Source organism: Mesorhizobium huakuii, assembly GCF_030160235.1.
GTDB lineage: Bacteria > Pseudomonadota > Alphaproteobacteria > Rhizobiales > Rhizobiaceae > Mesorhizobium > Mesorhizobium huakuii.
The window spans coordinates 1-17,894 of the sequence record NZ_BSNY01000053.1; the positions used below are offsets into that span (position 1 = coordinate 1).

General features: G+C 63.2%; 20 protein-coding genes and 1 pseudogene. 10 read left to right on the forward strand and 11 right to left on the reverse strand.

What is annotated here, in order from left to right; genetic code table 11:
• Nucleotides 1-753: pseudogene (locus QQK95_RS26665) on the reverse strand (peptigoglycan-binding protein LysM); the annotation flags it as partial.
• A 142-nt stretch (nt 754-895) separates the two neighbouring features.
• On the opposite strand from QQK95_RS26665, the gene QQK95_RS26670 reads away from it, so the two are divergent.
• On the forward strand, nt 896-1,507 hold the full coding sequence (locus QQK95_RS26670) for an LOG family protein (RefSeq protein ID WP_284277391.1): 612 nt from the start codon (nt 896-898) through the stop codon (nt 1,505-1,507).
• Between the two features lie 35 nt (nt 1,508-1,542).
• Here QQK95_RS26670 and QQK95_RS26675 read toward each other — a convergent pair whose 3' ends face one another.
• Complete coding sequence (locus tag QQK95_RS26675; RefSeq protein WP_284277392.1) at nt 1,543-2,193, reverse strand: LysR family substrate-binding domain-containing protein; 651 nt, start codon at nt 2,191-2,193, stop codon at nt 1,543-1,545.
• 17 nt (nt 2,194-2,210) lie between these two features.
• Entirely contained in the window at nt 2,211-2,426 is a 216-nt protein-coding gene (locus QQK95_RS33555) for a LysR family transcriptional regulator (RefSeq protein WP_284277393.1), read from the reverse strand.
• Between the two features lie 110 nt (nt 2,427-2,536).
• Between QQK95_RS33555 and QQK95_RS26685 the strand changes: the two genes are divergently transcribed.
• The 4 genes from QQK95_RS26685 to QQK95_RS26700 all read left to right on the forward strand — a co-directional run bounded on the left by QQK95_RS26685 (nt 2,537) and on the right by QQK95_RS26700 (nt 7,579).
• The gene (locus QQK95_RS26685; protein ID WP_284277394.1) at nt 2,537-2,827 is read left to right on the forward strand and encodes a muconolactone Delta-isomerase family protein; all 291 of its coding nucleotides are present in this window, start codon (nt 2,537-2,539) and stop codon (nt 2,825-2,827) included.
• A gap of 144 nt (nt 2,828-2,971) precedes the next feature.
• On the forward strand, nt 2,972-3,730 hold the full coding sequence (locus tag QQK95_RS26690; RefSeq protein WP_284277395.1) for a glycosyltransferase: 759 nt from the start codon (nt 2,972-2,974) through the stop codon (nt 3,728-3,730).
• Nucleotides 3,720-6,428: a class I SAM-dependent methyltransferase gene (locus tag QQK95_RS26695; protein ID WP_284277396.1), complete on the forward strand. Its 2,709-nt coding sequence runs from the start codon at nt 3,720-3,722 to the stop codon at nt 6,426-6,428. Before QQK95_RS26690 ends, QQK95_RS26695 begins: the two co-directional genes overlap by 11 nt.
• Nucleotides 6,429-6,580: 152 nt before the next feature.
• Nucleotides 6,581-7,579 (forward strand): transporter, encoded by a 999-nt coding sequence (locus QQK95_RS26700; RefSeq protein WP_284277398.1) that lies wholly within the window; start codon nt 6,581-6,583, stop codon nt 7,577-7,579.
• Here QQK95_RS26700 and rarD read toward each other — a convergent pair.
• The 7 genes from rarD to cysS form a co-directional block, all read right to left on the reverse strand.
• On the reverse strand, nt 7,557-8,489 hold the full coding sequence (gene rarD, locus QQK95_RS26705; protein ID WP_284277399.1) for an EamA family transporter RarD: 933 nt from the start codon (nt 8,487-8,489) through the stop codon (nt 7,557-7,559). The genes QQK95_RS26700 and rarD overlap by 23 nt on opposite strands.
• Nucleotides 8,490-8,572: 83 nt before the next feature.
• Nucleotides 8,573-10,195 (reverse strand): citramalate synthase, encoded by a 1,623-nt coding sequence (cimA, locus tag QQK95_RS26710; RefSeq protein ID WP_284277401.1) that lies wholly within the window; start codon nt 10,193-10,195, stop codon nt 8,573-8,575.
• Nucleotides 10,192-11,142 (reverse strand): prolyl aminopeptidase, encoded by a 951-nt coding sequence (pip, locus tag QQK95_RS26715; RefSeq protein WP_284277402.1) that lies wholly within the window; start codon nt 11,140-11,142, stop codon nt 10,192-10,194. The genes cimA and pip overlap by 4 nt, the downstream gene beginning before the upstream one ends.
• Nucleotides 11,139-11,615, reverse strand: coding sequence for a GFA family protein (locus tag QQK95_RS26720; protein ID WP_284277404.1), 477 nt, complete (start codon nt 11,613-11,615; stop codon nt 11,139-11,141). Before QQK95_RS26720 ends, pip begins: the two co-directional genes overlap by 4 nt.
• Nucleotides 11,612-12,103 (reverse strand): GFA family protein, encoded by a 492-nt coding sequence (locus QQK95_RS26725; protein ID WP_284277406.1) that lies wholly within the window; start codon nt 12,101-12,103, stop codon nt 11,612-11,614. The genes QQK95_RS26720 and QQK95_RS26725 overlap by 4 nt, the downstream gene beginning before the upstream one ends.
• A 3-nt stretch (nt 12,104-12,106) precedes the next feature.
• On the reverse strand, nt 12,107-12,493 hold the full coding sequence (locus QQK95_RS26730) for a VOC family protein (protein ID WP_284277407.1): 387 nt from the start codon (nt 12,491-12,493) through the stop codon (nt 12,107-12,109).
• The gene (gene cysS, locus QQK95_RS26735) at nt 12,490-13,923 is read right to left on the reverse strand and encodes a cysteine--tRNA ligase (protein ID WP_284277408.1); all 1,434 of its coding nucleotides are present in this window, start codon (nt 13,921-13,923) and stop codon (nt 12,490-12,492) included. The genes QQK95_RS26730 and cysS overlap by 4 nt, the downstream gene beginning before the upstream one ends.
• A gap of 417 nt (nt 13,924-14,340) precedes the next feature.
• Here cysS and QQK95_RS26740 point away from each other — a divergent pair, with 417 nt between their 5' ends.
• The gene (locus QQK95_RS26740; protein ID WP_095203266.1) at nt 14,341-14,496 is read left to right on the forward strand and encodes a hypothetical protein; all 156 of its coding nucleotides are present in this window, start codon (nt 14,341-14,343) and stop codon (nt 14,494-14,496) included.
• Nucleotides 14,497-14,620: 124 nt separating this feature from the next.
• Here QQK95_RS26740 and QQK95_RS26745 read toward each other — a convergent pair whose 3' ends face one another.
• Nucleotides 14,621-15,382 (reverse strand): SOS response-associated peptidase, encoded by a 762-nt coding sequence (locus tag QQK95_RS26745; protein ID WP_284277409.1) that lies wholly within the window; start codon nt 15,380-15,382, stop codon nt 14,621-14,623.
• A 126-nt stretch (nt 15,383-15,508) separates the two neighbouring features.
• Between QQK95_RS26745 and QQK95_RS26750 the strand changes: the two genes are divergently transcribed.
• From QQK95_RS26750 to QQK95_RS26765, 4 genes are all read left to right on the forward strand, one after another.
• Nucleotides 15,509-15,943 (forward strand): NUDIX hydrolase, encoded by a 435-nt coding sequence (locus QQK95_RS26750; protein WP_284277410.1) that lies wholly within the window; start codon nt 15,509-15,511, stop codon nt 15,941-15,943.
• Nucleotides 15,944-16,005: 62 nt separating this feature from the next.
• The gene (locus QQK95_RS26755) at nt 16,006-16,383 is read left to right on the forward strand and encodes a TIGR02301 family protein (protein ID WP_284277411.1); all 378 of its coding nucleotides are present in this window, start codon (nt 16,006-16,008) and stop codon (nt 16,381-16,383) included.
• 355 nt (nt 16,384-16,738) lie between these two features.
• Complete coding sequence (locus tag QQK95_RS26760; RefSeq protein WP_008874920.1) at nt 16,739-16,996, forward strand: hypothetical protein; 258 nt, start codon at nt 16,739-16,741, stop codon at nt 16,994-16,996.
• Between the two features lie 71 nt (nt 16,997-17,067).
• Nucleotides 17,068-17,859: a hypothetical protein gene (locus tag QQK95_RS26765; RefSeq protein ID WP_284277413.1), complete on the forward strand. Its 792-nt coding sequence runs from the start codon at nt 17,068-17,070 to the stop codon at nt 17,857-17,859.
• The last annotated feature ends 35 nt before the right edge of the window (nt 17,860-17,894 follow it).

Below are 17,894 nucleotides of genomic sequence, written 5' to 3' on the forward strand. Positions count from 1 at the left end.
CGGGGCAGCGGGCGCCGGAGCAGCAGTTGCGGGCGCCTGCGCGGCCGGAGCTGGCGCCGGTGCAGCCGGAGCGGCGGCCTGGTGGCCGGTGGCAGGTGCTGCCGGTTTGGTCTCGGGCGCGGGAACCGTCAGCAGTTCGGACGGCTTGCCCGGCTCTTCGACCATGGCCAGCACCTGGCCGGCGGTATCCTTGGGAACCGAAACGACTGCGGTCTGTACCGAGACGGTCACCACCGTGCCGACGGTCGAATGCAGGGTAATCGTATAGTCGCCAGGCTTCAGCGGATCGTCGAGCACGATGACGAAGGCACCATCGGCACCCGCCACCGTCGAGCCAAGCACCGTCGTGCCGCTCAGGATCTCGACCTTTGAATTGGGCGCCGCATTGCCGGCGATGACGATCGAGCCATTGCTCTCGACGCGCACGACATCGAAAGTCGGCGCGATCGGGCCGGTCGCTGCTGGTGCAGCCGGTACGGGCGCTGCCGGAGCCGTAGCCTCCGTCGCGGGCGCGGCTGGAGCGGTCGCCTGTGGTGCTGCGGCGGGAGCAGCCGGCACTGCCGGCGCTGGCAGCCGTCCTTCCGTGCCGGGATCAGCCGGTTTCGGCGCCTCGGGCGGCGTCAAGGCCGCGACCTTCGCCGGCGGCGTTGGATGAAGATACGGGTCGAGTGCGCCCGATACATAGGCGGTTCCCGCCGCCGCGACGGTCCCACCCGCCGCGAACAGGAACGCCTTCAATGGATTAATTGCCATATTTCCCTACCCCTTAGCCACCTAATGCCGGTCTAGCGTGTTTTGCCAATGCCGACAAGAAAAACGGGCCGTCAAGAAAAAGCCCGGCTTGTCAACCCTTAGGGCTTGACCACGCTTTCAGACCCAATCACCAATCATCCGCATGAACACGATTCGATCCGTCTGCGTCTATTGCGGCTCGTCTCCGGGCCGCAATGAAATCTATGCGAAGGCCGGGCACCTGCTCGGACGCTCGATTGCCAAAGCGGGCCTGCGGCTGGTCTATGGCGGCGGTACCAAAGGCATTATGGGCGCCGTCGCCGAAGGCGCGCTCAAGGCCGGCGGCAAGGTGACCGGCATCATTCCCCGCTTCCTGATCAACAGGGAAGCAACCGAAACCGCGCTCGACCGGCTCGACGAGTTGCTGATCACCGACAACATGCACGAGCGCAAACACAAGATGTTCGAGAAATCCGACGCCTTTGTGGCGCTGCCCGGCGGCATCGGCACAGTCGAGGAAATCGTCGAGATCATGACCTGGGCGCAACTCGGCCATCACCGCAAACCGATCGTCTTCGGCAATATCAACGGATTCTGGGACCCGATGACGGCGTTGCTTGATCACATGACGGCGGAGGGCTTCATCCATACCGCGCAACGGGTCAAGCCGCTGGTCGTCAACGACCCGGAGGCTATCGTCGCCGCCATCATGGTGGCAGGCTCCTCCGTCGACGCCCCGACCGAGGGCGTGCAGTCGGTGATAGACAAGATGTAGGGAATAGGGAATAGGCAGTAGGAAATAGGGCTTGCCTACTGCCCTACTGCCCTCCGCAAATCCCCGATCACCGCGCGCTCATCCTGCCGGCGCCAGGCGAGATAAATCGCCACGCTGCGCTTGAACCAGGGAAGATCGCGGAAGACGACTCCCGGCGGAGCGGCGCTTCGCAAGCTTTCCTGCACCGTCGCCAGGCCCAGTCCGGCGCTGACCAGGCCAAGCGAGGTCAAGGGATCGGCGGTCTCATAGGCGATGTCGGGCACGAAGCCAGCCTCGATGCAGGCGGCCAGGAACTGGCCACGGTTGGTGTCGGCGGGCTGGCGCACCACGGTGATCCATGGGCGTCCGTCGAGATGATGCGGGCCGATGTCGGCGACAGCCGTGAGCGCATCGCCCTCGGGTATCGCCAGGACCAACGGCTCGCGGCGGACCAGCATCGAGGCAATTTCGGGATAGTCGGCCGGTGGCGGCGAATAGACCAGGCCGAGATCGAGGGTGCGCTGGCGCAGGCTTTCCAACTGCGCGGCCGAGCGCAGGCTCATCAGACTGAGATGCAATTGCGGCCGAGCGCGGCGGAATTGCCTGAGCATATCAGCGACCAGGCCGGCATGCACGGCGCCCTCGACATAGCCGATGGCCAGCCGACCGACCGCGCCGCTGGCGAGGCTGCGGCCGAACTCCTCCACGCGCCGCGCATTGGCAATCAGTGCGCGGGCCTCGACGAGGAAGGCGCGGCCCTCGGCATTGAGATGAACCCGCTGCCTTGCCGTTCGAACAGGGTGACGCCGAGTTGCTCCTCGAGCTGCATGATCTGCCGGCTGAGCGGCGATTGCGAGATGTGCAGGATTTCGGCGGCGCGACCGACATTGCCGGTTTCGGCGACCGTGATGAAGTAGCGGAGCTGGCGCAGGTCGAACACTTTTTCTCCGACGGTTTAGTCCTTCTCAGTCTGAACTCTATCCCTAATCAGTCTTGGACAGTCTGACCAGCCGCAGGGATAGTCGGCCATCCCAACCAAAGGAGACCGACATGCAGTTCTTCGCCCTTCTCGCCCGCAACACCGCAAAGTTCAGCGACGCCGACTTTGCGCCGCTTCTGCCCGGCGAGGCCGAACAGCGCCGCACGCTCTACGCCGAGGGCGCGGTGCGCCAGGTCTGGAACCGTGGCGACATTCCCGGCAGCGGCATGATGTTCGAGGCGTCCGACGACGCCGAGGTACGCGGCCATCTCGCCACTTTGCCGCTGATCAAGGCCGGCATGATGGAGATCGCCGCGATCGTGCCGCTCAACCCCTATCCCGGATTTGGGCCGAAGCGCTGAACCGCATCGGACGGCGCGGGCGGCGGCGCTCTCCGCCGGCCGCCGGTCGAGCGGCGATCTGGAGACTGGGGACGCTCCGGCGATTTCCATTTGCGGCGAGTCTCCCGATTGGTTATCGGGGAGATGGGCAAAGGGGAGTTGACGGTGGCGGACAGAAATGGCGGCAATGCGGATCGCGTTCCACGCGCTTCCGCCGTCATGACCGTCTATAAGGACCAGCGCTTTCTCGACGCCGCGGTCAACAGCATCCTGACCCAGGAGTTCGACGATCTCGAGCTCATCGTTGTCGATGACGGAACCGGCCAGGACGCGGTCTTCTTCCGGGAGCTGGCGCTTCGCGATCGGCGCATCCGGCTGGTCATCAATCCGAACAATCTCGGCACCGCCGCCGCCAACCGGGGCATCGAGGCGGCCCGGGGCGAGCTCATCCTGCGCCTCGATACGGACGATATAGCCGAGCCCGCGCATGTCGGTCGACTGGTCGCGGCGCTAGACGAGGACCCCGAACTTGGCCTCGTCGGACATGCGGTGACGCTGATCGACGAGACCGACCGCGTCGTCGGTGTGCAGCACATGCCGGAGACGGATCTGGAGATCCGCCGGACGATCCTGTTACACAACCCCTTCTATCATTCCACGATTGCCTACCGCCGCAGTTGCTTCGAGGCCGCCGGGCACTACAGGATCGATGAACTGGTCTCGCAGGACCATTATCTTTGGTTCGACATGCTGCCTTTGTGGCGGGCGCGAAATCTTACCGAGCCGTTGACGCGCTACCGACTGAACACACTCGGGCTGACCGCGACAAACGCAACGAATGCCCGCAATCGCACGCATCCGATCCGCCAAGCATCATGGGAAGGTGCCGTGTCTGCCGCAAAGAGTGAGAATTATGGATCCTGACTATTCCGCGTGGTTTGCCGGCAAGAGCCTTTCGACCGACTGGGCTTCGCGCTTCTTTCCTGTCTGGGCCACACTGTTCCAGTCGCGACGCGACGAGGCCCTCGACGTTCTGGAAATCGGCTCCTGGGAGGGCCGCTCCGCTATCTTCTTTCTCAACTATTTCGGCAAATGCCGGCTCACCTGTATCGATACGTTCGGCGGCAGTCCTGAACACGCCCTGCGCCATAAATCGAGCGACCAGCTCGCGCATGTCGAGCAGCGCTTCGACAGCAATCTCGCCGCGTTCGGCGAACGGCTCGAGAAGATCAAAAGTCCCTCGTCCCAGGCGTTGGCCCGCCTGATCACAGACGAGCGGCGTTTCGACATCGTCTATGTCGATGGCAGCCATCACAGTGCCGACGTCCAGTCGGATGCCGTGTTCTCCTGGCCGATGGTGCGGGACGGCGGGATCGTCATTTTCGACGATTACGAATGGACGTTGCTTGCCGACGAGGTCGAGCGTCCAAAACTTGGAATCGACAGTTTCCTGTCGGTGCATGCCGGCCAATACCGCGAGCTGTACCGAGGAGAACAAATCATCATCCAGAAGATCGGCGTCGCCAGGAATGAACGCCCGGCAATTCCCTCTCGGTCATCTCCTGTCCCGCGCGAGGAACCCGTCGACAGACCCCAGGCCGAAAGCGACGTCGAGTTCGTACTCATTGCCGAAGCGGGCATTCTCGAAGCACAGGCCCTGCTGCTGTGCGAGAGCATAAGGTGCTTCGCCGGCTCCTATTCGCGATCCCCGATAACGGCGGTTTCGCCCCGAAGCAGCCGTCGTCCCTCGCCGTCGACGATAGAGCGGTTCGAGCAACTGGGCGTGGACTATCTGCCCGTCGAGATCGACAGCTGCTGTCCGCAATATGGTCCGTCGTACCAGATACATTCCCTGGCTCATGCCGAAAGACGGACCGGGCCGCCGATCATCATCCAGCTCGATAGCGATGCGGTATTCATCGCCGAGCCCGACTTTTCGTTAGGCACATTCTCCGCCGCCGCCCGCCCGGTGGACAGCAAGGGGATGTGCACGACAGGTCCTGATGACCCGTTCGACCCCTACTGGAGAGAGCTATGCGCCCTTGCCGGTGTCGACTACGAGCATCTACCCCTCGTGCGCACGAGCGTCACCGGCCAGGCTGTGCGCGCCAGCTACAATGGCGGGCTCGTGGCCGCAAAAAGGGCGAGTGGCCTCTTTCAGCGCACCGAGGACATCTTCAGGAAGCTGATTGCCGCCAATATGAAGCCATGGGCCGGCGCCGAGCCGACCTACAACACCGGGACCGGCATTTTGCAGGGAGAGGCCACCGCCTTCTGGGGCACGAGCCAGGCTGCCTTCTCGCTGGCGGCCGTTGCAGGGAACCATTCCGTGCGGCTTTTACCGGCAACCCATAATTTTCCGCTTCACAACTTCAACCCAGCCACGGCGCCAGACCCGGCCCGGCTGGTTCATATTCACTATCATGGACTGTTCGACGAGGGCTCCGCTGCAGCGAACCCGATCCTGGACGGAACGCTGGCGCTGCCCGCGGGAATACGCGAATGGCTCCGGGCCCGGTTGCCGTTGCGGGAGACCCCGCCTGCGGCCGCTTCGATACCGGGCCGCGCGCGCCATTCCCGGAGAAAAGCGATCCTCGTGCTTGGAATGCACCGCAGCGGGACCTCGATGCTTGCCGGCACCATAGCCGCATTGGGAGCGGCCCATCCCAAAAGGCCATTGCGCGCGGACGGCAACAATCCCAAGGGATACTGGGAAAGCACCCCGCTCAATTTCGCCAACGATGAGCTGCTCGCGGCGGCCGCCTCTTCGTGGCATGACTGGCGGCCACTCGATCCGCAATGGTTGCAATCGCTGGCGGCGGAGCGTCACCGCGACAAGATCAAGGCGATCCTTGCAAGCGAGTTCGGCGAAGAACCGCTGTTTTTCATCAAGGATCCCAGGATCTGCCGGTTCGTTCCGTTCATGTCGTCGATCCTTGCCGAGATCGAGGTCGACCCGGTGGCACTGCTTCCGCTCCGCAACCCCCTCGAGGTCGCTTACTCGCTGCAGCGGCGGGATGGTTTGCCGCTGGCAAAATCCCTTTTGCTCTGGCTCAGGCACGTGATCGAGGCGGAAGTTCATTCGCGACACATGCCACGTTGTTTCATTCGCCACGAACAATTCCTGATCGATTGGCGGCATCATGTCGACCGCGCGGCGGAGATGACCGGTATCGTCTGGCCGACACCCACCGACCTGGCGGAAGCCGAGATAGGGCGTTTCCTGACAGCGGACCTGCACCGTGAACGGGCGACAGTCGGGGAATTACAGAGCCATCCGGATGTGACACCGCTGATCCGCACAGCCTATGAGATTCTATGCGCCATGGCGGACGACGGCGACAGTCAGAAATTGCGCTCCGAGCTGGACCTGATGCGGGCGAGATTCGATGACGCCTGCGCTGTCGTGGGCGCAGCGGCGGCCGCCGAGTCCGACCATTTGCGCGGTGAGCGCGACGCGATCAGCGGCGCCTACCATGAGCTCGACCTCGAACGAAACGCGTTGGTGGATGATCGAGACAATCCCCCTGCCGGGCGCGCCGCACCACTCGCGTCGCGCAATTGGCGACGATTGACAGCCCCATTGCGGTGGCTGCAACGCCCATCCATGCGTCGAAGATGACGGCAGCCGGCGCATCGAGGCCTCTCCCTGCTCGACACACTATGACCGGCTGTCAAGAAACCGTCACACGGAACCGGGTTCGTGCGTGCTAGAAATTGCGATCAGGTGCCGCCGTGCGGCGCCGCGTTCGAAACCTGCATCTGGCACTGCCCATGGATACCGCCCTCGCCCCGGAAGGCACCGACCTGTCGCCTTACCTGCCCGATGAGCACGGGCTGTTTTTCACCTATCATTTCACCACCGAGGGCGTGCGGACCAAGGACGCCGGTGCCGCACACTGGACATGGCGCAGCTACCAGCTGTCGGACATGCGCGCCCGCCATGAGATCGGTGCCGATCAGGCCTTGCCGGCGCCGGTGCGCGAAGGCTTCCTGACCGCAAATCATGGATGCCACATCGACCTTGAGGATGACTGGCTCTATGGCGACCTGCCGGATCTGCGCCATGACTATTCGGCGGAAGCCGGGGGGCTTGGTCATTTCCGCTTCGCCCTCAACGACACCATGCTGGTCGGCGCCCGCAAGCAGCCGCTGCAGTCGGTGGACAACATCCGCAAAGCGATCGAGAACGGATCGCGCAAGTTCCGCTCGCCGGCCGAACTGATCGAGGCGGTCATCGGCCAATCGTTTGACGGCATGGCGGCGGAACTCGCGACAATGGGCGACACGCTCGACGGCATCGAGGATCGCATCGTCTGCGACGCATGGCACAATGAACGGCAGGCGCTGGTCGACGCGCGCCGTCACCTGGTGGTGATCCACCGGCAGATGGCGACGCTGACCAATCTGTTTCGCCATCTCGACCATTCGCATCGCAACGACCTGCCGGATTCGATCAACGACATGGCGGCGCGGCTGTCGCATCGCGCGCAGACGCTGCACTATGATGGCGAGCAGTTGCAGGCCCGCACCCGGCTGCTCCAGGACGAACTGATGGCCAAGCTGACGACGCAGTCGAACCGGCTGCTCTATGTGCTGTCGGTGATGACGGCGGTGTTGCTGCCGATGACCATCATCTCGGGCCTGTTCGGCATGAATGTCGGCGGCTTGCCCCTGGTCGATACGCCGATGGGGTTTTGGGTGGTGACGGCGGTCTCGCTGCTGATCGCCGGCGTGACGTACCTGTTCGTCAGGCGGCTCGGGCAGATGTAGCCGCCGCCCGTCGCGCGGTGACCAGCATCGACCAGGAATACATCGCCAGCGCCGTCCAGATCAGGGCAAAGGCAATGGCTTGCGCCGTGCCGAACGGCTCGTCGAAGATCAGAACCGCGATCAGGAACACCATGGTCGGCGCGATGTATTGCATGATGCCGATGGTGGAGAGGCGCAAAAGCTTGGCGCCGAACGCAAACAAAAGCAGTGGCACCGATGTGACCGGGCCGCAGCCGATCAGCAACGCCGTATCGGCGCCGGTGCTCGATACGATGTGGTCCTGGCCGGTCGCGATCAGGTAGACGATATAGCCGAGAGCCGGCACGGACAGCAAAAGCACTTCGAGCAGAAAGCCCTGGCTTGGGCCGATCGGCAGCGTCTTGCGGAAGAAGCCGTAGGCGGCGAAGGAAAACGCCAGCGCCAGCGACACCCACGGCAGCTTGCCGCCCTCGATCGTCAGCACCGTCACGGCAACCGTCGCCAGCACCACCGCCGCGATCTGCAACCGGTCAAGCTTTTCGCCCAGCAGCACCGCTCCGACCACGACCACCACCAGCGGGTTGATGTAATAGCCAAGCGCGGTCTCGACGGTGCGGTCGACGGCGATCGCCCAGACGTAGATGCCCCAGTTGACCGAAATCAGCGCCGCCGTCAGCGCCGCCATGGCGATGGTGCGAGACGAACGAATTGCCGCCTTGAAGTCCGCCGTGCGGCCGGCCCAGACCAGGACCGCGGCAGCGATCGGCACCGACCAGACGATGCGGTGGGCGATCACCTCGGCGAGCGGCAGATGCGCCACGGCCTTCATGTAGAAAGGCAGCACCCCCCACAAGAGATAGGCGCCCAGCGCCAGCAGAAAGCCGCGACGGGCCTTTGATTCTGCGTCCAGGGCAATTGCTTCGGTGACCATGGGCCAACGCTATGGCCCAGTAATCTTGGCAAGACCATCGCAAAGTTCTGATGGATCAATGGACTTCCGCTGATGGTTCAACCTTATTCGGCGGCAACGAGCCCGGCCATCTCACGGTTCTTCATCAGCTTGTAGATGATTGAATCCATAAGCGCCTGGAACGAGGCGTCGATGATGTTCTCGGAAACCCCGACCGTCCACCAGCGCGCACCAGTGCCGTCATGCGATTCGATCAGGACGCGGGTGATGGCCTCGGTGCCGCCATTGAGGATACGCACCTTGAAGTCGGCGAGCTCGAGGTCGACGATTTCGCTCTGGTATTTGCCGAGATCCTTGCGCAGCGCGATATCAAGCGCGTTGACCGGGCCATGCCCTTCCGCGACCGACATCTTCTCCTCGCCGTCGACCAGCACTTTGACAATCGCTTCGGAGACCGTTTTCAGCTGGCCATTGGCGTCGAAGCGGCGCTCGACCATGCAGCGGAACGAGGTGACGTTGAAGAACTCCGGCAGGCCGTGCAGCATCTTGCGCGCCAACAGCTCGAAGGACGCATCGGCGCCCTCATAGGCATAGCCTTCGGCCTCGCGCTCCTTGACGACGGATATCAGCGCATCGAGCCGGTGATCGTCCCTGGGTACCTCGATGCCGCGCCGTTTCAACTCGGCGAGGAAATTGGCCTTGCCGCCCTGGTCGGAGACCATGACGCGGCGGCGGTTGCCGACGGATTCCGGCGGCACATGCTCATAGGTCGCCGGCTCCTTGGCCAGCGCGGAGGCATGGATGCCGGCCTTGGTGGCGAAAGCCGAGGCGCCGACATAGGGCGCCTGTGCTTCCGGCGCGCGGTTCAGCAATTCATCGAAGGCGCGCGACAGGCGCGAAATGCCGGTCAGCGCCTCGGCCGAAATGCCAGTCTCGAAGCGATCGGCGAAGGCCGGCTTCAGCGCCAGTGTCGGCACGATCGAGATCAAGTTGGCGTTGCCGCAGCGCTCGCCTATGCCGTTCAGCGTGCCCTGGATCTGGCGCACGCCGGCCTCGACGGCGGCAAGAGAATTCGCCACGGCCTGACCCGTGTCGTCATGGGCGTGGATACCCAGATGATCGCCGGGAATGCCTGATGCGACGACCTTGGCGACGATGGCGCGGACTTCCGACGGCTGCGTGCCGCCATTGGTGTCGCACAACACCACCCAGCGCGCTCCGGCATCGTAGGCCGTCTTGGCGCAGGCCAGCGCATAGTCCGGATTGGCTTTGAAGCCATCGAAGAAATGCTCGCAGTCGACCAGTGCTTCCTTGCCAGAAGCGACAGCGGTTTCCACCGAAGTCCTGATCGACTCCAGATTCTCTTCATTGGTGCAGCCGAGCGCGACGCGGACATGATAGTCCCAGCTCTTGGCGACGAAGCAGACGGCGTCGGATTTCGACTGCACAAGCGCCGCAAGGCCGGGGTCGTTAGATGCCGACACCCCTGCCCGCTTGGTCATGCCGAAGGCAACGAACTTGGCGCTTGCCGTGCGTTTCTGCTGGAAGAAGGCCGTGTCGGTCGGATTGGCGCCGGGATAACCGCCCTCGACATAGTCCATGCCGAATTGGTCGAGCAGTTTTGCAATCGCGATCTTGTCCTCGACGGAAAAGTCGATGCCCGGCGTTTGCTGGCCATCGCGCAATGTGGTGTCGAAGAGATAGAGGCGCTCGCGGGTCATGGTCATTTGCCTGCAAATTTGTCCGTCGCGCGGATCAGCCGGTCGAGGATGCCGGGCTCCGAATAGGCATGGCCGGCGCCTTCGATCAGGTGGAAGTCGGCCTTCGGCCAGGCCTTGTGCAGCGCCCAGGCATAGCGCGCCGGACACGGCATGTCGTAGCGGCCATGGACGATGGTGCCGGGGATATCCTTGAGCTTCCAGGCATCGCGCAGAAGCTGCCCCTCCTCCAGCCAGCCGGCGTGGACGAAAAAATGGTTCTCGATGCGGGCGAAGGCGACGGCATAGTCGTCCTCGCCAAACTTGCCGCTGGTTTCCGGTTCCGGCAACAGCGTGATGGTTTCGCCTTCCCACAGGCTCCAGGCGCGCGCCGCTTCCAGCTGCGCCTTGCGGTCCGTGCCGACCAGCCGCTTGCGATAGGCCGCCATCATGTCGCCGCGCTCGGCCTGCGGGATCGGCGCCACGAAACGCTCCCACTTGTCGGGGAACATCTCGGAGACGCCGAACTGATAATACCATTCGAGCTCGGCGCGGGTCAGCGTGTAGATGCCGCGCACCACCAGTTCGCTGACGCGATCAGGATGCGTCTCGGCATAGGCGAGCGCCAGCGTCGAGCCCCAGGAGCCGCCGAACACCAGCCATGTGTCGAAGCCGGCCATTTCGCGCAGCCGCTCGATATCGGCGACGAGATGCCAGGTGGTGTTGGCCTCCAACGAGGCGTTCGGCGTCGATTTTCCGCAGCCGCGCTGATCGAACAGGATGACGTCGTAGAGTTTTGGGTCGAACAGCCGCCGGTGTTTTGGCGAGATGGTGCCGCCCGGCCCGCCATGCAGGAACACGGCCGGCTTGGCGCCCCTGGTGCCGGAACGCTCCCAATAGACCTGATGGCCATCGCCGACGTCGAGCATGCCCGATTCGAACGGTTCGATCTCCGGATAAAGGGTGCGCAAGCTCATAGTTTCAGGCCCTGTTGCGGCCAATTGGCCGTTTCGTGATCGGGGTGCTGGAAGGAGATGATCTGCTCCTGCCTTGCGTAGTAGTCGGGATCGTCGTGGACCGGCGCCTCGAAGATTTTTTCCACCCAGGGCAGCCGGGATGCGTAATTAACCTGGATTTGCGGTGCCAGGTCCGAGCGGTCGTCGAAGGCGCCGATGGCGATCTCCAGCCCGCCAGGCTGGCGGTAGGTCAGCGGCGTGCCGCAGCGGGCGCAAAAACCGCGATCGATGTTGACCGACGACTGGAAATAGCTTGGTTCCTCACGCGTCCATTCGACACCGTCCCTGGGCACCGTCACCAGCGCACCGAAGAACGAGCCGAACTGTTTCTGGCACATGCGGCAATGGCAGATGGACGGGCGCCCGAGCGCCCCCTTGATGCGGAAGCGCACGGCGCCGCACTGGCAGCCGCCGGTTCGGACAGTCTCGGTCATGGTCTTTCCTCCGGCGGCCATTGGTCTGTGTCGTGATCGGGATGCTGATAGGAGACTAGCTCGGCGAGATAGGGAGCAGAACCCATGTCCGCCATCGTATCCTCGCCCGGCAGTTGCGGGATGGAATCCACATAAGGCAGTTTTGCCTCCGTGCCCCACTGGATGGTCGGTGCGATACCAGCCGGATCGTCGAAGGCGGCGATCGCCAGCGCCATGCCGTCGGGCGCCTCGAAGGTCAGCGGCGTGCCGCATTCGGCGCAGAAGCCGCGCCAGGCGGCATTGGAGGAACGAAAACGCTTGGGCTCGCTGCGTGTCCAGTCAACCCTGGCGCCGCGCACCGAGACCAACGGCAGGTAAAAATTGCCGCTCGCCTTCTGGCACATGCGGCAGTGGCAGATCGAGGCGTCACCAAGCGCGCCTTCGACACGGAAGCGCACCGCGCCGCACTGGCAGCCGCCTGTGTAGACCGGCCGGTTGTCAAGGCTCATGGCTCACTCCGCGTCATGGCAGACGGCCTCGACATTGTTGCCGTCGGGATCGAAGACGAAGGCCCCATAATAGTTCGGATGATAGTGCGGGCGCAGGCCCGGCGCGCCATTGTCCTTGCCGCCGGCGGCAAGGGCAGCGGCATGGAAGGCATCGACCTCGGCGCGACTGCGCGCGGTGAAGGCGACGTGCTGATGGGCCTTTTGACCCCCCTTGCCTTCCTGCAGCCAGAACACCGGCCGATCACGGCCGTAGCCACCGACCTTGGCGCCGCCGGTGTATTCCAGCGGCACCATGTACAGCAACGAGCCCCCCAGAGGCGCCATCGCCTTGTCGTAGAAAGCCTTCGAAGCGTCGAAATCGGCAACATCGATGCCGAGATGGTCGATCATCTCTTTACCTCCCAGGTGGTGATGCGTTCGCCGGTGGCCGGATCCTTGCCGTCCTTCAGCTGTACGCCTTGCGCCAGAAGCTCGTCGCGGATGCGGTCGGCTTCGGCCCAGTTCTTGGCTGCGATAAAGGCGAGGCGATCGGCGATCGCCTTGGCAATTTTGTCTACGTCGACCTTGGCGGAGGCGACATCGAAGCCGAGGAACAGCAGTGACGCCTTCAGCGCAGCAGCGGCCTCGTTGCCCTCTTGTGCCTCGCCGGCCAACTGGGTCAGCACCTGGAAGGCGGCATAGGTGGCGAGATCGTCCGACAAGGCATTGATGACCTCCACCGGCAACTGCCCTGCCGCGGGCGCCAGATCCGCAGCGCGTTTCCACTTGCGCAGCGTGTTCTCCGCCTCCTCCAGCTTGCGCACGGAGAAGTCGATCGGCTCGCGGTAGTGCGTCATCAGCATCGCCAGCCGCAGCACCTCGCCCGGCCAGCTGCGGCCGCCGAAGGTCTCGGTCTCCAGCAGCTCATGGATCGAGTAGAAGTTGCCGAGGCTCTTCGACATCTTCTGACCCTCGACCTGCAGGAAGCCATTGTGCATCCAGACATTGGCCATGACCGACGTGCCGTGGGCGCAGCGCGACTGGGCGATCTCGTTCTCATGATGCGGGAAGATGAGGTCGAGGCCACCGCCGTGGATGTCGAACACCTCGCCGAGATAGGCCGCCGACATCGCCGAGCATTCGATGTGCCAGCCCGGCCGGCCCCTGCCCCATGGGCTCTGCCAGCCCGGCTCTTCCGGCGATGACAGCTTCCACAGCACGAAATCGCCGGGGTTCTTCTTGTGCGCATCGACGGCGATGCGCGCGCCGGCCTGCTGCTCGTCGAGATTGCGCTTCGACAATTGCCCGTAGTCCGGCATCGAGGCGGTGTCGAACAGAACTTCGCCTGCCGCGACATAGGCATGGCCACGTTTGATCAGGCTTTGAATCAAGGTGATCATGTCGGCCTTGCCGTCGGCGCGTGGCGCGACGAATTCGGTGGCGCGCGGTTCGACCGTCGGCTCCAGGCAGCCTAGCGTGGCGACATCCCTGTGGAACTGGTCGGCAGTCTTTTCGGTCACTCGCCGAATCGCTTCGTTGAGCGACAGCTTTCCGGCGGAAATTTCGCCGCCGAAATCGCGCAGCGCACGCGCGTTGATCTTGTCGTCGACGTCGGTGATGTTGCGCACATAGGTAACATGCGCCTCGCCATAGAAATGGCGTAGCAGGCGAAACAGTACGTCGAAGACGATGACCGGCCTGGCATTACCGATATGGGCGAAGTCGTAGACGGTCGGGCCGCAGACATACATGCGCACGTTGAGCGCATCGATCGGAACGAAATCCTCTTTCGTGCGCGTCAGCGTGTTGTAGAGGCGCAGGCCCTGCGATGCGTCGGACATTCCATGCCTTCCCGGTTCAGAACTTTTCATCTGGATGGAGCCAGTCCCGCGCCGAAGCGCAAATCAGACTCCAGCCTGCTGGCCGGGGCGTTTGTCCAATCTGGGGAAAGATGAGGCGAAAACGTCCGGACCAGCGCGAGGCTAGCCAATAATGCAAATGCCACAAATGGCGAAAGACGTTTTCATGGGCGGCTTTATCGCCTTGGTCAGTGTTGCCGTCAAGCCGCTGATCCCGAGAAAAGCGCCGTAAAGATTGTCAAACGCGTCGCTCGATCACGCGGAATCAGGCAGTGAAACATTTTATTAAACATGTCGGCACAGTCATGAAACATTCGCCGGCTAGATCACCACGTGTCACGATTTGGTCGGATTCAACGGTCAAACGCGAACACGAAAACGTTATCTGGGAAGAGAAACATGCCTCGAAGCAAGCAGGAAGCCACCCGCGCCAAGCAACCGGCGCTGGCCAGCCACTATCGTGCCATCGGCCCGGCCGCGATCGTCGCCGCCCTTCTTCACACCGCGAAGAAAAAGAAGCCGGCACCGAAGATCGTATCACCCCGCGCTGCCTAAGCAGCACGCGGCCGGCGCCAAAGGGCGCCGGGCATGAGGCGTATGGTCCTCCAGATAGAAGCTTCGATCTCTTGTCTGAGCGTGATCTTTCCCGAAAACCGGGGCCACTTTTCAGGATCGTGCTCTAAAACAACGTCATCTGACTGTCGTCCGCGCCGGACTTCTGGCGCCTGGCCTTCTCGGGCTCCGGCCCGATCTCGCCCCTCTGCTGAATCTCCGGACCGGTGTTGGCGACCTTGTTGACGAGGTCGGAGATGGGAACCGCCTCGAAGACATCGAGTTGCGCCGGCCGCAGCAAGTCGGCGACATCGCGCGGCTCCAGCGTGCGGCAATCCAGCCAGCGGGCGAAATCCCCGGGATCGATGACCACCGGCATCCGATCGTGGATATGGGCGATGTCGGCATTGGCGTTGACCGTCAGGATGGCGCCGGTGTCCATTTCCGAGCCGCCTGGCTCGGCATAGGTCTCGATCAGGCCGGCAAAGGCGATCAGCCCGCCATGCCTGGGCCGGATCCAGTAGGGTTGCCCCTTCTTGCCTCCGCTCTGCCGCCATTCGTAGAAGCCCGACGCTGGCACCAACGCGCGGCGATGGCGCATGGCGGCCTTGAACGAAGCCTTTTCGATTGCCCCTTCCGAGCGCGCGTTGAACAGCAGCGGAAACTCCCTCGTATCCTTGACCCAGGCGGGAATGAGCCCCCAGCGCACCAGCATCGGCTGGCGATCCGGCAAATTGGACCCCGGCGCGCGCGGCACACCGGCGGTCGCCATAAGCACCGGCTGCGTCGGCGCGATGTTGTAGCGCGCCGGAAAATCCTCCAGCTCGGCCAGGCCCAGGAAGGCAGCGGTCTGATCCGGCGTCGCGGTCAAGGCAAAACGTCCGCACATGATCGATTGCTCCTGCCTTTGATGGTTCCGCCAGAACGTGGCGATGGAACAGCCGCACTGCAACCGCTAAAGCTGTCCGATGCTGACCGTCCACAGCGGGCTGCGGCGGTCGAACGGTTGGGAGCCATGAACGATAAACGAAAGATACTGCCAGCAGTCTCGGTGGCCGTGGTGCGTGGTGACACCGTGCTGTTGGTCAAGCGGGCACGGCAACCTTCACAGGGTCTCTACGCCTTTCCCGGCGGCAAGGTCGAGGCCGGCGAGACACTGGAGGATGCCGCCAGGCGCGAGCTGCTGGAAGAGACCGGTTTGCGTGCCACCGGTTTTCGCCCGCTTCGGGAAATCCATATCGACGGCAGGGACGATTCCCACCCGGTCGATTACCGCCTCACGGTCTTCGGCGCTGCCTATGCCGGCGGCGAGGCCGTGGCCAGCGACGATGCCGAGACCGCCGACTTCTACACGCTCCGCGAGATGGCGGCGCTGCCGCTTGCCGGTTCGGTGTTCGCGGTGGCGGAAGATCTGCTTGGCCGACCTGCCGGTTCCCCTGAAAGCCGTTGAATTCCCCAATCGTCCCGCCGGAAACGCCTTGCAGGCGACAAATTGTTTGGCCACATAGACTTATGAGCCGCGCACCTTTTCTTGTCGCTTTGTGCCTTGCCGTCAGTACGTCCCTGGCTGTGCGGCCGGCGTTCAGCGCCGAGTCGCCGTTCGAACCGGGGCTGATGCGGCTGGCGGAGGTGCTGGGCTCGCTGCATTTCCTGCGCAATCTGTGCGGAGAGAAGGGCGACCAGTGGCGTGGCGAAATGGAAAAACTGCTCGATTCGGAAAATCCGGATCCGGAGCGTCGTGCCCGCTTCATCGCCAGCTTCAATCGCGGCTATCGTTCCTTCGGCGGCACCTATACGCAGTGCACCGCTTCAGCCACGGAAGCCATCAGCCGCTACATGAAGGAAGGTGAGACGCTGTCGCGCGATATCGCCTCGCGCTACGGTAACTAGGCGTCCATCAACAGATATCCGAGCGGTCGCTGGTCCTATCAGACAAATCCGGCTTGTAGCGGCCTGTGTCTTGGTGCAATCCTGATGTTGCACTTCTGCAACAACGTTAATCAAACGTTACCGCGAGAATGCGAAATTAACTCAAACTGAAGGTTTTCGCCCCGCAGGCCGGCCTAATCGGCTAAGTTTGATCCGGGTTGAAACGCAGCTTCGCCAGACACAGCCGTCCGCTGTAAAAGACGATCAAAAAAATGTCGTATTTACAGATACTTACTTAGGGCTGCGTGTAAACGGAACAGATCAAGCCTGATCCGCGCTACTGACGGATCGCTGCTTGAAAGGGTGGACATCGCTTATGGAACATGGTGTCAACGACATCGACGCGCTGGTCAGGGAAGAAAAACGCCTGACGGCGGTGGAAAGCCACAGCGAAGCCTGGGCCGAAGGACTTTCGGCCGGCATCGAGCCCGAGATCATTGCCGAGGCGGCGCTTGAGACCGCATTTGGTGAAATGCTGCGCGCCAACGGCGAGACATCAGCCCTTGCCCTGCTCGACCGCATGCGTGAAAAGGTGATTGCTGGCGCCTTCGAACCCGAGCGGCTGCGGCACTGAACCGACATACGGTTCTTTGACGATCGAGTGCCGTTTGGGCATCATGCCCGGGAGCCAAGGAGATACGGGCAGTGAATTTTCCGATGTCAGGCGGGCCGATGGGCTTGGTCCTCTACATCCGTCTCGCCGCTTGCTGTGCCGCGATTGCCTTTGTGACGTGCCTGGCAAGCAGCCGGGCCTATGCGCTGAGCGAGATCCAACGCGAAGAGCTTCCCTCGCCTGTCATACCGTCAGCGGATGATGACGGGTCGTCGCCCGGTGGCGCGATTCCCCTGCCCGACCCGGTGGGAACACCGCCTTCGACCGGCCAGCAGCCGGCCGCTCCGGACGCGGCGGAGCCCGACAGTCCAGCGGATGGCGGCACCAACAGGCCGCGTGTCGATCCCGAGGCGCCCTTGCCCGAGGTGGTCTACGACCTCAGCAAGCTGCCCGAGCCCGTGCGGCGCATGCATGATCTGATCATCGAGGCTTGCAAGAGCGGCGACATTGAGAAGCTCCGGCCCCTGATCGGCAAGGGCGACAGCATGACCCAGCTTTCGCTGGCCGACATCGACGGCGACGCCATCGCCTTCCTCAAAGGACTGTCCGGCGACCCCGACGGCCAGGAGATCCTGGCCATACTGGAGGAAGTGCTCAGCGCCGGCTATGTCCATGTCGACGCCGGAACAGCGCAGGAACTCTATGTCTGGCCGTATTTCTTCGCGCTGCCGCTGGACAAGCTCGACGCCAAGCAGCGGGTCGAACTGTTCAAGATCGTCACCGCCGGCGACTTCGACGACATGAAGCAGTTCGGCGCCTATATCTTCTATCGCGTCGGCATCACGCCCGCCGGCCAGTGGACATTTTTTGTTGCGGGCGATTGAGCGGCTTCCCCTCCCGCAAGGGAGAGTAAGGAAGG

Coding starts and splice junctions, on each gene's coding strand:
- QQK95_RS26670 (WP_284277391.1), top strand. CDS start 896: ATGAACACGATTCGATCCGTCTGCGTCTATTGCGGCTCGTCTCCGGGC.
- pip (WP_284277402.1), bottom strand. CDS start 11,142: ATGAGCTTGCGCACCCTTTATCCGGAGATCGAACCGTTCGAATCGGGC.
- cysS (WP_284277408.1), bottom strand. CDS start 13,923: ATGTCCGACGCATCGCAGGGCCTGCGCCTCTACAACACGCTGACGCGC.
- QQK95_RS26720 (WP_284277404.1), bottom strand. CDS start 11,615: ATGACCGAGACTGTCCGAACCGGCGGCTGCCAGTGCGGCGCCGTGCGC.
- QQK95_RS26730 (WP_284277407.1), bottom strand. CDS start 12,493: ATGATCGACCATCTCGGCATCGATGTTGCCGATTTCGACGCTTCGAAG.
- QQK95_RS26745 (WP_284277409.1), bottom strand. CDS start 15,382: ATGTGCGGACGTTTTGCCTTGACCGCGACGCCGGATCAGACCGCTGCC.
- QQK95_RS26700 (WP_284277398.1), top strand. CDS start 6,581: ATGGATACCGCCCTCGCCCCGGAAGGCACCGACCTGTCGCCTTACCTG.
- rarD (WP_284277399.1), bottom strand. CDS start 8,489: ATGGTCACCGAAGCAATTGCCCTGGACGCAGAATCAAAGGCCCGTCGC.
- QQK95_RS26695 (WP_284277396.1), top strand. CDS start 3,720: ATGGATCCTGACTATTCCGCGTGGTTTGCCGGCAAGAGCCTTTCGACC.
- QQK95_RS26725 (WP_284277406.1), bottom strand. CDS start 12,103: ATGAGCCTTGACAACCGGCCGGTCTACACAGGCGGCTGCCAGTGCGGC.
- QQK95_RS26750 (WP_284277410.1), top strand. CDS start 15,509: ATGAACGATAAACGAAAGATACTGCCAGCAGTCTCGGTGGCCGTGGTG.
- QQK95_RS26685 (WP_284277394.1), top strand. CDS start 2,537: ATGCAGTTCTTCGCCCTTCTCGCCCGCAACACCGCAAAGTTCAGCGAC.
- QQK95_RS26760 (WP_008874920.1), top strand. CDS start 16,739: ATGGAACATGGTGTCAACGACATCGACGCGCTGGTCAGGGAAGAAAAA.
- QQK95_RS26755 (WP_284277411.1), top strand. CDS start 16,006: ATGAGCCGCGCACCTTTTCTTGTCGCTTTGTGCCTTGCCGTCAGTACG.
- QQK95_RS26740 (WP_095203266.1), top strand. CDS start 14,341: ATGCCTCGAAGCAAGCAGGAAGCCACCCGCGCCAAGCAACCGGCGCTG.
- cimA (WP_284277401.1), bottom strand. CDS start 10,195: ATGACCATGACCCGCGAGCGCCTCTATCTCTTCGACACCACATTGCGC.